This is a genomic window from Burkholderia humptydooensis (genome assembly GCF_001513745.1).
Taxonomy (GTDB): Bacteria; Pseudomonadota; Gammaproteobacteria; order Burkholderiales; family Burkholderiaceae; genus Burkholderia; species Burkholderia humptydooensis.
This window is the reverse complement of record NZ_CP013380.1, coordinates 3,337,503-3,351,506: the sequence shown is the minus strand read 5'-3', so window position 1 is coordinate 3,351,506 and position 14,004 is coordinate 3,337,503. Positions and strand designations below refer to the sequence as shown.

Sequence of the window (14,004 nt, the reverse complement as noted above, 5' to 3'; positions counted from 1 at the left end):
AGCGCGGGCGGCAAGCGGGGTGCGCGCCCGCGCATCGAAAGAGGTGGTCCCGATCATGCGTCACTTACGTCTTCCTCTCGCTCACTCGGCGTCGCTCGGCGACGCGGGGCCCGTTGCCGACGAGCGCGCGCGCGGCAAGCCGGCGCGCTGGCTCGCCGCGCCGTCCGTCGCCGTGCTGTTCCTGTGGATGGCGATTCCGCTTGCGATGACGATCTGGTTCTCGCTCACGCGCTACAACTTGCTGAATCCCGACGTCAAGGGTTTCGCGGGCCTCGACAACTACCGCTTCCTCGCGACCGATCCGTCGTTTTTGCCCGCGATCTGGCATACGCTCGCGCTGATCGGCTCGGTGCTCGCGATCACGGTCGCGGGCGGCGTGCTGATGGCCGTGCTGTTCGACCGCAAGTTCTACGGGCAGGGCGTCGCGCGCCTCATCGCGATCGCGCCGTTCTTCGTGATGCCGACGGTGTCGGCGCTCATCTGGAAGAACATGATCCTGCATCCGGTGTACGGGCTCGTCGCGCGCGCGATGCGCGCGCTCGGCATGCAGCCGATCGACTGGTTCGCGCAGTATCCGCTCACGTCGATCGTGATGATCGTCGCATGGCAGTGGCTGCCGTTCGCGTTCCTGATTCTTTTCACCGCGATCCAGTCGCTCGACCAGGAGCAGAAGGAGGCCGCGCGGATCGACGGCGCGGGCCCCGTCGCGATGTTCTTCTACATCACGCTGCCGCACCTGAAGCGCGCGATCGCGGTCGTCGTGATGATGGAGACGATCTTCCTGCTGTCGATCTTCGCGGAAATCTATACGACCACGGGCGGCGGCCCGGGCGACGCGACGACGAACCTGTCGTACCTGATCTATGCGCTCGGGCTGCAGCAGTTCGACGTCGGGCTCGCGTCGGCGGGCGGCATTCTCGCCGTCGTGCTCGCGAACGTCGTGTCGTTCTTCCTCGTGAGAATGCTCGCGCGGAATCTGAAAGGGGAGTACGAAGCATGAGCGATCTGACCGCATCGACTTCACACGGCGCGCCGCGCGGCGCGGGCGGCGGGCTGCCCGCCGCGCTTGGCGCGGTGAGGCGCGCGCTGCCCGGCGTGCTCGCGTGGCTCGTCGCGCTCGCGCTGTTCTTCCCGATCTTCTGGATGGCGATCACCGCGTTCAAGACCGAGCAGCAGGCGTATTCGTCGGCGCTCTTCTTCGTGCCGACGCTCGACAGCTTCCGCGAGGTGTTCGCGCGCAGCAACTACTTCGCGTTCGCGTGGAACTCGGTGCTGATCTCGGCGGGCGTGACCGTGATCTGCCTGCTCTTCGCCGTGCCCGCCGCGTACGCGATGGCGTTCTTTCCGGGCAGGCGCACGCAGAAAGTGCTGCTGTGGATGCTGTCGACGAAGATGATGCCGTCCGTCGGCGTGCTCGTGCCGATCTATCTGATGTGGAAGAACGCGGGGCTGCTCGATACCGTCTCGGGGCTCGTGATCGTCTACACGCTGATCAACCTGCCGATCGCGGTGTGGATGACGTTCACGTACTTCAACGAGATTCCGAAGGACATCCTCGAGGCGGGGCGCATCGACGGCGCGTCGACGTGGCAGGAGATCGTCTATCTGCTGATGCCGATGGCGCTGCCGGGCCTCGCGTCGACCGCGCTGCTGCTCGTGATCCTGTCGTGGAACGAGGCGTTCTGGAGCATCAATCTGTCGAGCTCGAACGCCGCGCCGCTGACCGTGTTCATCGCGTCGTATTCGAGCCCGGAAGGGCTCTTCTGGGCGAAGCTGTCGGCGGCGTCGCTGCTCGCGGTCGCGCCGATCCTCGTCGTCGGCTGGCTGTCGCAGAAGCAGCTCGTGCGCGGCCTCACGTTCGGGGCGGTCAAATGACGACAGACGCGAACGACGCGCGCGTGCTCGTCTGCGATTGCGACGGCGTGCTGATCGACAGCGAGACGATCGCGGCCGACGTGCTCGTGCGCGAGCTCGAGGCGCGCTGGCCGGGCGTCGCGGCGCGGCCGATCGTGATGCCGCTCCTCGGCCTGCGCACCGAGCGCGTGCTCGGCTGCGCGAGCGAGCGCGCAGGCCGTGCGCTCGCCGATTCGGACGTCGAAGCGATTCGGCGCAGCGTTGAGGCGGCCGCGGTTCAGGCGCCGATCGTCGACGGCATCGATGCTGCGCTCGCGCAGATCGATCTGACGATCGCGTGCGCGAGCAACAGCCGCCGGCCTTACGTCGACGCCGCGCTGCGCCGCACGGGCCTCAAGCGCTTCTTCGGCGAGCGCCTGTTCTGCGCGGACGGCGTCGCGCGCCCGAAGCCCGCGCCCGATGTTTATCTGGCCGCCGCGCAAACGCTCGGTGTCGCGCCGCGGCAATGCCTCGTCGTCGAGGACAGCGCGACCGGCGTGACGGCCGCGTCGGCGGCGGGCATGACGGTGCTCGGCTTCGTCGGCGGCGGCCACGCGTCGCCGCGGCAGGTCGACGCGCTGCGCGGAATCGGCGCGCAGCGCGTGTTCGACGACATGCGCGAGCTGCCCGGCCTCGTCTCGCGATGGGTCGAGACGGGTGGGGTCGAGCCGCACTGAACGATTGCGCCGCGCGCGCCCGATGCGCCGCGCGGCCGCACAACTGAACGGAGACAAATCATGGCAAGCGTGCTCCTGCGCAATATCGGCAAGCGCTACGACGACAACGAAGTGCTGCGCAACGTGAATCTCGACATCGCCGACGGCGAGTTCGTCGTGTTCGTCGGGCCGAGCGGCTGTGGCAAATCCACGCTGATGCGGATGATCGCCGGGCTCGAGGACATCTCGGACGGCGACCTGCTGATCGACGGCGCGAAGGTCAACGACGTGCCGAGCGCGAAGCGCGGCATCGCAATGGTGTTCCAGTCGTATGCGCTCTATCCGCACATGACGCTCTACGACAACATGGCGTTCGGCCTGAAGCTCGCGGGCGCGAAGAAGCAGGAGATCGACGACGCGGTCAGGCAGGCGGCGAGGATCCTGCACATCGATCACCTGCTCGACAGGAAGCCGAAGCAACTGTCGGGCGGACAGCGGCAGCGCGTCGCGATCGGCCGCGCGATCACGAGGAAGCCGAAGGTGTTCCTGTTCGACGAGCCGCTGTCGAACCTCGACGCGGCGCTGCGCGTGAAGATGCGGCTCGAGTTCGCGCGGCTGCACGACGAGCTGAGGACGACGATGATCTACGTGACGCACGACCAGGTGGAGGCGATGACGCTCGCCGACAAGATCGTCGTGCTGTCGGCGGGCAGCGTGCAGCAGGTCGGCGCGCCGAACGAGCTGTATCACGCACCCGCGAACCAGTTCGTCGCGGGCTTCATCGGCTCGCCGAAGATGAATTTTCTCGCGGGCGTCGTCGAATCGGCGTCGGCCGACGGCGTGCTCGTGCGCTTCGAATCGGGCGAGACGCAGCGCGCCGCGGTCGACGCGCCGGCGCTGCGCGCGGGCGAGCGCGTGACGGTCGGTATCCGGCCCGAGCACCTGCACGTCGGCGTGACGGGCGGCGACGGCGTCGTCGCGCGGACGATGGCTGTCGAATCGCTCGGCGACGCCGCGTATCTGTATGCGGAATCGGCCGTCGCGCCGGACGGGCTGATCGCGCGCATTCCGCCGCTCGATACGCATCGGGCGGGCGAGCGGCTGCGCGTCGGCGCGCAGCCCGAGCACTGCCATCTGTTCGACGCCAACGGGCGCGCGTTCAAGCGCAAGCCGAAGCACGCGTTGGCGGCGTGACGCGGCGGCGGGCCGTGCGGTCCGCCCGATACGTATCGCGCGGCCCGCGCGCTGTCGCGATCACGCGAGCAGCTTGGGCTCGCGCTTGCCGTACTTGATCGAGCGCTCGTCGGCGACCATCAGCCCAGTGTTCTCGTCGCGCCCCTGCAGCACGAGACGCGCGTTCGCCGCGCCGATCTGCTCGGCCGCCATGCGGCTGTCGAGACCGATCTCGCCTTTCTTCATCCGGTTGACGATCACGCCGACCGCGGTGTCGGCGAAGTCGCGCAGCATCCACGCGTCGCCGTCGCTGTCGCCGAATACGAAGAGCGGCCCGTAGCCCTTCTTCGACTCCAGTTCGCGGCGGATGCCGACCGTCTTGCCCGGCCCGTAGTTGAAGTGCCAGTTCGGCAGGTATTCGTTGACGTACTTGCCGTCCGCCATGACGAGCCGCATGCCGATCACGTTCTCGGCGGGCACGCCGTAGCCGAACGCCGGATGGCCCGCGAACACGCGCACGACGTCGTCGAGCGACGCGGTGCTGATGTACACGTCGATGCCGTTCGAGCGCAGCGTGTCCATCACCGCGCGGATTTCCTCGTGGATGCGGATGCCATGGAAGTGCGTCGCGGCAATGACGCCCGCCTTGCCCGGCAGCGCGCGCGAGCTTTCGTAGGTGATCTTGCGCAGCGCGTCGCCGAGATTCGCGAGGTTGCTGTCGAACGCCATCGCCTGCAACTCGTCGCGCGTCATTCCCGCATACCAGTACATGATCCACTTGTAGCCTATCTCGACCGGGTACGTGTCGCAGATCGCGTCGTACATGAAGTAGAGCTTCGCGCGGAAATCCAGGAACCGCTCGCTGCGTCGGATCTCGTCGAGCGGCTTGTCGCCGGCGAGGCCCCGGTAGTTCGCGTGCAGCCACCGGTAATCGGCGTCGACGTCGGCCGCGATGTCCTCCATCCGCACGGGCTTGCCGTCGACGGTCGTATAGCCGAGCTTCGCGTCGAACGGGCCGTCGGGCACGCCCTGGCGCAGGATCGCGGCGAACTGCCCGGGCGTCAGCCGGTAGTGCAGCCCGTCGATCTGATGCATCAGCAACGCCTCTTCGCAGTCGTTCATGATGCTCGTGTTGTCCCAGTCGAACACTGCGTACGGGCGGCGCTCGGCGCGGTAGCGCGGGCTCGACGCGCCATGCTCGGCGAGCACCGCGCGCAGCCGCGCGACGTTGTTCGGCGACCAGCGGCCGGGCGTGAGCGACAGCGGGGCCGCGGGCGGGGCGGATGCGTCGGGCGCGCCGGATGCGGCGCGCGCCGGGGACCATGCGGCAGCCGCGAGCGCGGCCGAGGCGCTCGCGACCGAGCGCACGAAGTGTCGACGTCCTGTTTTCATCGAGTTCTCCGAAGGGGGATTCGCACGCCGAAGCCGGGCGGACCGCGCGGCCGCCCGCTGATCCGCCGGAACAGGCGGGTGCCGCCCAGCATCGTCGCCCATAAAACGGCGCGCCCGACGAAATCGGACATCCGGATGTCGAAATGCGACCGACGCGCGCGGCTTGCTCCGCGCGGCGCGGCCGCGAAGCCGCGCGCGTGCCTACGCGAACATGCGTCCGGCGATGAAATCGACGAACGCGCGCAGCTTCGGCGAAGCGTGCCGCCCCGACGGCCACAGCACGTGGAACGACTGCGAGCGCTCGACATATTCGTCGAGCGCCGTGCGCAGCCTGCCGCTCGCGAGCTCGTCGCGCACCGCGAAATCCGGCACGCACGCGAGCCCGCGGCCGCGAATCGCGAAGCACACGCGCGTCTCGACGTTGTTGCAGATCATCGATTTCGGCAGCTCGACGTCGGCGTCGCCCGGCGCGGGCCGCAGCGGCCAGCGCTCGAGCTTGCCGGTGGTCGGGAAGCGGTAGAGCAGGCACGCATGGCGCGCGAGATCGGCGGGCGTGCGCGGCGCGCCGTGGCGCGCGAAATAGTCGGGCGAGCCGACGACGACCTGCGAGAACGTGCCGAGCCGCCGCGCCGACAGCCGCGAATCGTGCGGCTCGCCGCCGCGCACGACCGCGTCGAAGCCTTCGTCGATCACGTCGACGAGCCGGTCGGTGAAATCGAGATCGAGCTGGATGTCCGGGTACGCCGCCATGAAGTCGGCCAGCACGGGCAGCACGGGCGAGCTGAGCGCGGGCAGGCTCACGCGCAGCCGGCCGCTCGGCGCGTGCGCGCTGCGCGACAGCTCCTGCTGCGCCTCCTCGATTTCCGCGAGCACGCGCCGGCATCGCTCGAGAAAGCGCGTGCCCTCCGCGGTCAACGCGATGCTGCGCGTGCTGCGATGGAACAGGCGCACGTTCAGGCGCGCCTCGAGCCGCGCGATCCGCTTGCCGACAGCCGATGCGGACACGCCGAGCGCGCGCGCGGCCGCGACGAAGCTGCGGGTCTCGGCGACCTGCACGAAGACGACGAACCCGCTCAGGCTTTCCATCCGGCCGCTCCCGATTACGGACACCAATGTCCGCAGTGTCAGGAACTCTATCCTAGTTTTTCTTCATTCGCCGGCTGCCTACCATGAGCGCTCCATCCATTTCACGGGGAAGCGCCATGACTCTTTCATCGTCGTCCGCGCTCGGCGAGCGCGTCGACGCGGCCATCGACGCCGCGCTTGCCGAGCGGCGTGTCGTCGGCGCGGTCGTGCTCGTCGCGCGGCGGGGCGAGCTTGCGTATCGGCGCGCGGCGGGGCTGGCCGATCGCGAGGCCGGCGCGCCGATGCGCGAAGACACGCTGTTCCGGTTCGCGTCGGTGTCGAAGCCGATCGTGTCGGCGGCGGCGATGCGCGCCGTCGCGGCGGGCAAGCTCGATCTCGACGCGAGCATCACGCGCTGGCTGCCCGAGTTCGCGCCGCGGCTGCCGGACGGCCGCCCGGCGCGCATCACGGCGCGGCATCTGCTGTCGCACACGGCGGGCCTCGGCTACCGCTTTCTCGAAGCCGACGAGCGCGGCCCGTATGCGCGCGCCGGCGTGTCGGACGGCATGGATCGCGCGGGCATCTCGCTCGCCGAGAACCTGCGCCGCATCGCGAGCGTGCCGCTGCAGTACGCGCCCGGCACATCATGGGCGTATTCGCTCGCGATCGACGTGCTCGGCGCGCTGCTTGAGGCCGTGTGCGACAAGCCGCTAGAAGACGCGGTGGCCGAGCTCGTGACGACGCCGCTCGGCATGGTCGACACGCGCTTTTACGCGCACGACGCGGCGCGGCTCGCGGCGGCGTGTGTGGACGCGGCGGGCGTCGCGGAGGCGGATGTCGGCGCGGCGGGCGTCGCCACGTCGGGCGTCGCCACGTCGGGCGAGCCGCGGCGCATGGCGGCGCTCGAGATCGCGGCGCCATTTCCCGATACGGTCGGCATCCGCTTCGAGCCCGCCCGCGCGCTCGATCCGCATGCGTTCGCATCGGGCGGCGCCGGGATGGCCGGCACGGCGCCTGATGTCCTCGCGCTGATCGAGGCGCTGCGCACCGGGGGCGACGGCTGGCTGCCCGCCGCGCGGATCGACGAGATGGCGCGCATCCAGCCGGGCGCGGCCGATCTGCCGACGGCGCCCGGCTACGGCTTCGGGCTCGGATTCTCGGTGCTGCGCGACCCGGCCGCCGCGCGATCGCCCGAATCCGTCGGCACGTGGCGCTGGGGCGGCGCGTATGGACACGCGTGGTTCGTCGACCGCGCGGCCGGCCTGAGCGTCGTCGCGCTCACCAATACCGCTTACGAGGGGATGTCGGGACGCTTCGTCGCCGACGTGCGCGACGCGGTGTACGGCGCGGTGTCCGCCGCGCGGGAGCGGGCGGCATGAGCGACTGCACGACGCCATCCGCCGGCTTCGCGCTGCCGTCGCGCGCGGCCGCGCGCCTGCCGCTCGCGGGCCTGCTCGCGCTCGCGACGGCGGGCTTCATCACGATCGTGACCGAGGCGCTGCCCGCCGGGCTGCTGCCGCTGATGGGCCGCGATCTGCGCGTGTCCGAGGCGCTCGTCGGCCAGCTCGTCACTGTCTATGCGATCGGCTCGATCGTCGCGGCGATTCCGCTCGTCGCGGTGACGCGCGGCATGCGCCGGCGGCCGCTCCTGCTCGTCGCGCTCGCGGGCTTCGTCGTCGCGAACACGGCGACGGCCGCGTCGGCGCATTACGCGCTCGTCCTCGCCGCGCGCTTCGTCGCGGGCATCGCGGCCGGGCTGCTGTGGGCGCTGCTCGCGGGCTACGCGAGCCGGATGGTCGATGAACGGCTGCGTGGCCGCGCGATCGCGATCGCGATGCTCGGCGCGCCGGTTGCGATGTCGATCGGCATTCCGCTCGGCACGACGCTTGGCGCGGCGCTCGGCTGGCGCGCGACGTTCGCCGGCGTGACGGCGCTCACGCTCGCGCTGATCGGGTGGGTGTGCGCGAGCCTGCCCGATGCGCCGGGGCAGCCGTCCGGCGAGCGGCTGCCGATCGGCCGCGTGCTGATGGTGCCGGGCGTGCGGCCCGTGCTGACGGTGATGTTCGCTTACGTGCTCGCGCACAACATCCTCTACACGTACATCGCGCCGTTTCTCGCGAGCGCGGGAATGGGCGCGCGGATCGACGCGGCGCTGTTCGCGTTCGGCGCGGCGTCGTTCGTCGGAATCGGGCTGACGGGCGCGTGGATCGGCAATGGGCTGCGGCGGCTCGCGCTCGCGAGCATCGCGCTCTTCGCGCTCGCGTCCGCGTTGCTCGGCGTGGCGAGCGCATCGCCCGTCATCGTCTACGCGAGCGTCGCCGCCTGGGGGCTCACGTTCGGCGGCGCGGCGACGATCTTCCAGACCGCGTCGGCGAACGCGGCGGGCGACGCGGCCGACGTCGCGCAATCGATGATCGTCACGGTCTGGAATCTCGCGATCGCGGGCGGGGGCGTCGCGGGCGGCGTGCTGCTCGAGCGGTTCGGCGCGGGCGTGATGCCGTGGGCGCTCGTCGCGCTTCTCGTGCCCGCGTGGTTCGGCGCGTGGCGCGCGCGCCGCCACGGGTTTCCGGCGGCGCGCGCGTCGTGACGGGCGCGATGCGCGCGGTTGGCCCGGCGGAATCGGTTGAATCGGTTGACGCGCCCGGCGCGATTACTCGGCGAGCGCGGCGCGCGCGCAGGTCTCGTCGGTCACGAGCCCCGACAGCCACCGGCCGCGCAGCGCGGCGAGCACCGCGGCGCGCTTGCGCGGCCCGCCCGCGAAGCCGATCGTGGGGCGCAACGGCGGCGCGTCGAGCGCGACGCTCGTCACGCGCGTGCTCGTCGACGCGACGATCGGCCGCCCCTGCGCGTCGATCGGCAGGCCGAGCATCTCGGCCACCGCGCCGAGTTCGACCATCTCGTTGAGCTCGCCCTCGGTGATGAAGCCGTCCTCGAACAGCGGGCAGTGCGCGCCGATGTTGCCGACGCCGACGAACGCGACGTCGGCCTGCGCCGACAGCTTCTCGACGATCCGGTACAGCCGGTGATTGCACCACTGCGCGCGCTCGGCCTCGCTGTCCGCGAAGAGCGGCGCGGGCAGCAGGAAGTGCTTGCCGCCCGTCTTCTCGGAGATGTGCTGCGCGACGTCGTATGGGTTCGACGAGCCGTCCTGCGCGATCGCGCCCACCATCGACACGAGCCGGTGCTGCGGCCGCTCGAGCTGCGCGATCTGCGCGACGGCGGCCTTCAGCGTGCGGCCGCTGCTGACCGCGACCACCATCGGCTTCTCTTCGTTCAGATAGCGCTCCATCACCTGCGCGCCCGCGACCGCGAGCTTGCGGTCGATCGCGTCGGGCGCGTCGCCGTCGATCGGCACGACTTCGCACATCGCGAGGCCGTAGCGCTTCGATAGCTGCGCGGCGAGATCGAGGCAATCGGCGACGCGATGGTCGACGCGCACGCGAATCAGGTTCTTCTCGACCGCGAACGCGACGAGGCGCTGCGCGACGGGGCGCGACACCTGCAGCTTCTCGGCGATTTCGTTCTGCGTGTCGCCCGCGACGTAGTAGAGCCAGGCGGCGCGCGTCGCGAGATCGAGTTTTTCGGAGGACTTGGACACGATGGCGGAATCTCAGGTCGGGCGCGCGCGACGGGCATCAGGCCGGCCCGATGCCCGCCACGCGCGGGGAAAACTCGCACTGTAGCGCACCGCGCTCACGCGAGCCGCGCGCGCGACGGCTCGAAGAGCGGCCGCACGTGCCGGTACAGCGCGCGCAACGTGTCGAGCCGCGCGCGCAGCGCCGCGTGACGGCCCGCGTTCGGCGCGAATTCGTCGCGCAGCGGCGGCTTCGCCAGCACGTCGTGCGCGTCGCCGCCAACCGCGAGCCAGCCGAGCCGCGCCGCGCCGAGCGCCGCGCCCGTCTCGCCGCCGCCGTGGCGGCGCGTGCGCACGCCGAGCGCGTCGGCGATCAGTTGCGCCCAGTACGCGCTTCGCGCGCCGCCGCCGATCAGCGACAGCGCGTCGGTCTGCGTGCCGCCCGCGATCAGCGCGTCGAAGCCGTCGGCGAGCGCGAGCGTCACGCCTTCGAGCACCGCGTAGCCGAGGAGCGCGCGATCGGTGCCGTGCGTCATCCCGAAGAACACGCCTTGCGCGTACGGATCGTTGTGCGGCGTGCGCTCGCCGGACAGATAGGGCAGGAAGATCGGCGCGTTCTCGCACGCGGCGGGATCGAGCGCGGCGATTTCGGCGAGGAGCGCCGGCTCGTCGGTCGACGTGAGCTTGCAGACCCAGCGCAGGCAGCTCGCCGCCGACAGCACGACGCTCATCTGCTGCCAGCGGTCGGGAATCGCATGGCAGAACGCGTGGACGGCCGACGCGGGGTTCGGCCGGAAGCGGTCGCCGACGACGCTCAGCACGCCCGACGTGCCGAGCGACACGAAGCCGTCGCCCGGCTGCGTCGCGCCGATGCCGAGCGCGCTCGTCGCGTTGTCGCCGCCGCCGCCCGCGACGACGACCGCTTCGGCGAGCCCGAGCGCGCGCGCGACGTCCGCGCGCAGCGTGCCGGACGGCGCGTTGCCTTCGACGATCCTCGGCATCTGCGCGCGCGTCATGCCGCCCGCGGCGAGGAGCGCGTCGGACCAGTCGCGCCGCGCGGCGTCGAGCCACAGCGTGCCCGCCGCGTCGGACGGATCGGACACCTTCGCGCCCGTGAGCTTCAGGCGCAGATAATCCTTCGGCATCAGCACGCAGGCGATCGCGCGGAACACGTCGGGCTCGTGCCGCGCGACCCACAGCAGCTTCGGCGCGGTGAAGCCCGGCATCGCGAGATTGCCGGCGATCGCGTGCAGGCCGGGCGCGCGCGCCTCGAATTCCGCGCATTCGTCGGCGCAGCGCATGTCGTTCCAGAGGATCGCGGGGCGCAGCACGCGATCGTCGCGATCGAGCAGCACCGCGCCGTGCATCTGGCCGGACAGTCCGATGCTCCGCACCGCGGCGAACGCCCGCGGATGTTGCGCGCGCAACGCGGCGAGCGCGGCGAGCGTGCCCGTCCACCAGTCGTCCGGATGCTGCTCGGCCCAGCGCGGATGCGCGCGCTCGACGGTAAACGGCGTGCCCGCCGTGCCGACGACGCCGCCGTCGGGCGAAAGCAGCAGCACCTTCACTTCAGAGGTGCCGAGATCGATGCCGAGATACATGGGGCGAAAAACGATGCGTCGACGGGAAGCCGCTACTTTAGCCGCGCGCCCGCCGCCGTGCCAATGGCGATTTGACCCGAGTGACGCGCGCGGCCGTTCAGCGGCGGGCGAGCCATGCGTCGACGCGCGCGGCGCCCGCGCGCAGCGCGCGCTCGAGCGCGGGCGCGCCGGCGAGCGTCCCCCAGAGCGGGCGCTGCCCGGCGAGCGCGGCGACGGGGTCGTCCGCGCGCGCGATCGCGCGAGCGACGTCCGCGTCCATCACGCCGTCCTGATACGCGTAGGGCAGCGCGCCCTGCGCCCAGCGCTGCAGGAAGCGCAGGAAGAGCGCGGGCAGCACCGCGGTCGACACCGGCTCGGCGCCGCGCGCGATCGATTCGGCGAGCGTCGGCGCGATGAAGCCGGGGATTTTCGAGAAGCCGTCTGCCGCGACGCGCTGGTTCGTGTCGCGGATGTGCGGATTGCCGAAGCGGTCGAGCACGACATCGCGGTAGCGCGCGAGATCGAGCGGGCTCGGCATGAGGCACGGAATCACGTCGTCCGTCACGTAAGCGTGCGCGAAGCGGCGAATTTCCGCGTCGTGCGTGCCTTCGTGGATGTACGAATGGCCCGCGAGCGTGCCCGCCCACGCGATGCAGCTATGCGTCGCGTTCAGAACCCGGATCTTCGCTTCCTCGTACGGATGGACGTCGCCGACGAGCTCCGCGCCCGCCTTCTCCCACGCGGGGCGGCCGGCCGCGAAGCGATCCTCGATCACCCACTGGATGAACGACTCGCCCATCACCGGGCACGCGTCGTCGAAGCCCGTGGCCGCGCGCACGCGCTCGCGCACGTCGGGCGTCGGGCGCGGCGTGATGCGGTCGACCATCGAGCTCGGGCACGCGACGTTCGCATCGAACCATGCGAGCAGCTCGACGAGGCCGCGCCGCGACAGGAACTCGCGCATGCCTGCCCGAAAGCGCGCGCCGTTGCTGCGCAGGTTGTCGCAGCTCTGCAGCGTGACCGGGCCCGCGCCGCGCGCGACGCGCTCGGCGAGGAGCGCCGCGAGCGCGCCGTAGATCGTGAGCCGCGCGCCTTGCAGATCGGCCGCGAGATCGGGATTCGCCGCGTCGAGCCGGTCGTGCTCGTCGAGGTAGTAGCCGCCTTCCGTCACCGTGAACGATACGATCCGGCACACCGGATCGGCGCCCGCGTCGATCAGCGCCGCCAGATCGATCGACCACGGCAGCACGCGCGTGATCGAGCGGATCGTCTCGTACGCGCGCTCGCCCTGCGGCGTGACCGTTTCGAGCGTGTAGACGCCGTGCTGCGCGGCGAGCGCGTCGCGGGTCGCGCGCATGTCGTCGCGAATGTCGCCGACGACGAGCGACCACCGTGCGCCGGCGGGCGACGCTTCGTTGACGCGATGCAGATACCACGCCTGATGCGCGCGATGGAACGAGCCGACGCCGATGTGCAAGATCGCCGGCGCGGCGGTGGATGGGCTGCTCATCCCGTGTCTCCTGACGGCCGGCTCGCGCCCGCCGAATTTTTCATAGATCATTTGCTCTTTGTGTGAGCGAATGATCGTATTCGGGGGCGCGAAAGTCAAGGCGATCGAGCGGGCTTTCGATGCTGCGGCGCGCCAATCGCCGCATGGGCGCGGGGTGTCGGGACGCGTCGCCGGTGAGCGTCAGAACGGCTCGCGGGTCAGCAGCGCGAGCTGTTCGAGCAGCCGCGCGGCCGGCCCGGGCAGGATGCCGTGGCGGCGGCGGAACGCGGTCAGCGTGCGGGTGGCGGCCACGCCTTCGACGGCGAGCGTGTCGATTGTGCGCGCGCGGCGTTCCGCGCGGTACATCGGCTCGGCCATCCAGCTCAGGAAGCCCGCGTGCGCGACGAGGCTCTTGAGCGCCGTCACCGAGCGGGTCTCGACCGCGATGTCGGGCGGCGCGAGCCCGTGCGCGTCGAACGCCGCGCGCATCTGCTCGAACGGCGCGGTGCCGCGCGGCGGGATCGCCCACCGCGCGGCGCGCGTGTCGGCGAGCGTGAGCGGCGCGCGCGCGGCGGCGCGCAGCGGATGATCGGGCGCGGCGACGACATGGCTCACGTCGTCCCACCGGCACTCGGCGATCGCGACGACATCGTCGGTGTCCGGCACGCGCGTGCTCAACGCGACGTCGATCTCGTGCGTGAGGAGCGCGTCGACGAGCCGGTCCCACACGCCTTCGACGATCACGACGCGCAGGTTCGGCCAGCGGTCGAGCACGCGCCCGATCGCCACCGGCAGCACGAGGCTCGCGATGCTGCCGACCGCGCCCACCTTGATCGTGCCTTTCGCGAGCCCGCGCAGCGCATCGATTTCCTCGCGCGCATGCTCGGCCTCGTGCTGCAGCAGCGCTGCGTGCGGCAGCAGCGCCTCGCCGATCGCGGTCAGTTGCACGCCCTTCGAATGGCGCTCGAAGAGCGGCGCGCCGACCTGGTCCTCGAGCCGTTTCAGGATGCGGCTCAACGCCGGCTGCGTGACGTGCAGCGCGTCGGCCGCGCGCCCGAGGCTGCCGCTCGCGGCGATCGTCGTGAAGGCGCGCAACTGGCGCAGGTCGAAAGTCATGCCGTTGTGTAATGACTTATTTCAGAAAATACAGTATCGAGGAATATGTGCGCCGCCGATACTGTG

At 71.0% G+C, this 14,004-nt stretch carries 12 protein-coding genes; 6 read left to right on the top strand and 6 right to left on the bottom strand.

Going from position 1 to position 14,004, the window contains the following annotated elements:
• The first annotated feature begins 55 nt into the window (after window positions 1–55).
• The 4 genes from AQ610_RS14985 to AQ610_RS14970 are packed head-to-tail and all read left to right on the top strand — an operon-like array spanning window position 56 to window position 3,743.
• The gene (locus tag AQ610_RS14985) at window positions 56–1,000 is read left to right on the top strand and encodes a carbohydrate ABC transporter permease (RefSeq protein ID WP_043282038.1); all 945 of its coding nucleotides are present in this window, start codon (window positions 56–58) and stop codon (window positions 998–1,000) included.
• Window positions 997–1,875 carry a carbohydrate ABC transporter permease gene (locus AQ610_RS14980; RefSeq protein WP_006024739.1) on the top strand — a complete coding sequence of 293 codons (879 nt, stop codon included), beginning with the start codon at window positions 997–999 and terminating at the stop codon, window positions 1,873–1,875. Before AQ610_RS14985 ends, AQ610_RS14980 begins: the two co-directional genes overlap by 4 nt.
• On the top strand, window positions 1,872–2,570 hold the full coding sequence (locus AQ610_RS14975; protein ID WP_006024740.1) for an HAD family hydrolase: 699 nt from the start codon (window positions 1,872–1,874) through the stop codon (window positions 2,568–2,570). The genes AQ610_RS14980 and AQ610_RS14975 overlap by 4 nt, the downstream gene beginning before the upstream one ends.
• Window positions 2,571–2,630: 60 nt before the next feature.
• Window positions 2,631–3,743 (top strand): ABC transporter ATP-binding protein, encoded by a 1,113-nt coding sequence (locus tag AQ610_RS14970; RefSeq protein ID WP_006024741.1) that lies wholly within the window; start codon window positions 2,631–2,633, stop codon window positions 3,741–3,743.
• A gap of 60 nt (window positions 3,744–3,803) precedes the next feature.
• Here AQ610_RS14970 and AQ610_RS14965 read toward each other — a convergent pair whose 3' ends face one another.
• Entirely contained in the window at window positions 3,804–5,114 is a 1,311-nt protein-coding gene (locus AQ610_RS14965; protein ID WP_006024742.1) for a haloacid dehalogenase-like hydrolase, read from the bottom strand.
• 201 nt (window positions 5,115–5,315) lie between these two features.
• Window positions 5,316–6,200 carry a LysR family transcriptional regulator gene (locus tag AQ610_RS14960; protein ID WP_009911417.1) on the bottom strand — a complete coding sequence of 295 codons (885 nt, stop codon included), beginning with the start codon at window positions 6,198–6,200 and terminating at the stop codon, window positions 5,316–5,318.
• Between the two features lie 116 nt (window positions 6,201–6,316).
• On the opposite strand from AQ610_RS14960, the gene AQ610_RS14955 reads away from it, so the two are divergent.
• Window positions 6,317–7,558: a serine hydrolase domain-containing protein gene (locus AQ610_RS14955; protein ID WP_006024743.1), complete on the top strand. Its 1,242-nt coding sequence runs from the start codon at window positions 6,317–6,319 to the stop codon at window positions 7,556–7,558.
• Complete coding sequence (locus AQ610_RS14950; protein ID WP_006024744.1) at window positions 7,555–8,766, top strand: MFS transporter; 1,212 nt, start codon at window positions 7,555–7,557, stop codon at window positions 8,764–8,766. Before AQ610_RS14955 ends, AQ610_RS14950 begins: the two co-directional genes overlap by 4 nt.
• A gap of 63 nt (window positions 8,767–8,829) precedes the next feature.
• Here the strand turns inward: AQ610_RS14950 and AQ610_RS14945 are convergent, their stop codons facing one another.
• The 4 genes from AQ610_RS14945 to AQ610_RS14930 all read right to left on the bottom strand — a co-directional run bounded on the left by AQ610_RS14945 (window position 8,830) and on the right by AQ610_RS14930 (window position 13,938).
• A complete protein-coding gene (locus AQ610_RS14945) occupies window positions 8,830–9,777 on the bottom strand; it encodes a sugar-binding transcriptional regulator (RefSeq protein ID WP_006024745.1) in 948 nt (315 codons plus the stop codon).
• A gap of 95 nt (window positions 9,778–9,872) precedes the next feature.
• Window positions 9,873–11,354 carry a xylulokinase gene (gene xylB, locus AQ610_RS14940; protein ID WP_006024746.1) on the bottom strand — a complete coding sequence of 494 codons (1,482 nt, stop codon included), beginning with the start codon at window positions 11,352–11,354 and terminating at the stop codon, window positions 9,873–9,875.
• A gap of 97 nt (window positions 11,355–11,451) precedes the next feature.
• Window positions 11,452–12,843: a D-arabinitol 4-dehydrogenase gene (dalD, locus tag AQ610_RS14935; protein ID WP_043282165.1), complete on the bottom strand. Its 1,392-nt coding sequence runs from the start codon at window positions 12,841–12,843 to the stop codon at window positions 11,452–11,454.
• Window positions 12,844–13,023: 180 nt separating this feature from the next.
• A complete protein-coding gene (locus tag AQ610_RS14930; protein WP_006024748.1) occupies window positions 13,024–13,938 on the bottom strand; it encodes a LysR family transcriptional regulator in 915 nt (304 codons plus the stop codon).
• Window positions 13,939–14,004 lie beyond the last annotated feature (66 nt).

What these genes read in the sequence shown, in the direction of transcription:
- AQ610_RS14985 (WP_043282038.1), top strand. Translation starts at nt 56, where the DNA reads ATGCGTCACTTACGTCTTCCTCTCGCTCACTCGGCGTCGCTCGGCGAC.
- AQ610_RS14980 (WP_006024739.1), top strand. Translation starts at nt 997, where the DNA reads ATGAGCGATCTGACCGCATCGACTTCACACGGCGCGCCGCGCGGCGCG.
- AQ610_RS14975 (WP_006024740.1), top strand. Translation starts at nt 1,872, where the DNA reads ATGACGACAGACGCGAACGACGCGCGCGTGCTCGTCTGCGATTGCGAC.
- AQ610_RS14970 (WP_006024741.1), top strand. Translation starts at nt 2,631, where the DNA reads ATGGCAAGCGTGCTCCTGCGCAATATCGGCAAGCGCTACGACGACAAC.
- AQ610_RS14965 (WP_006024742.1), bottom strand. Translation starts at nt 5,114, where the DNA reads ATGAAAACAGGACGTCGACACTTCGTGCGCTCGGTCGCGAGCGCCTCG.
- AQ610_RS14960 (WP_009911417.1), bottom strand. Translation starts at nt 6,200, where the DNA reads ATGGAAAGCCTGAGCGGGTTCGTCGTCTTCGTGCAGGTCGCCGAGACC.
- AQ610_RS14955 (WP_006024743.1), top strand. Translation starts at nt 6,317, where the DNA reads ATGACTCTTTCATCGTCGTCCGCGCTCGGCGAGCGCGTCGACGCGGCC.
- AQ610_RS14950 (WP_006024744.1), top strand. Translation starts at nt 7,555, where the DNA reads ATGAGCGACTGCACGACGCCATCCGCCGGCTTCGCGCTGCCGTCGCGC.
- xylB (WP_006024746.1), bottom strand. Translation starts at nt 11,354, where the DNA reads ATGTATCTCGGCATCGATCTCGGCACCTCTGAAGTGAAGGTGCTGCTG.
- dalD (WP_043282165.1), bottom strand. Translation starts at nt 12,843, where the DNA reads ATGAGCAGCCCATCCACCGCCGCGCCGGCGATCTTGCACATCGGCGTC.
- AQ610_RS14930 (WP_006024748.1), bottom strand. Translation starts at nt 13,938, where the DNA reads ATGACTTTCGACCTGCGCCAGTTGCGCGCCTTCACGACGATCGCCGCG.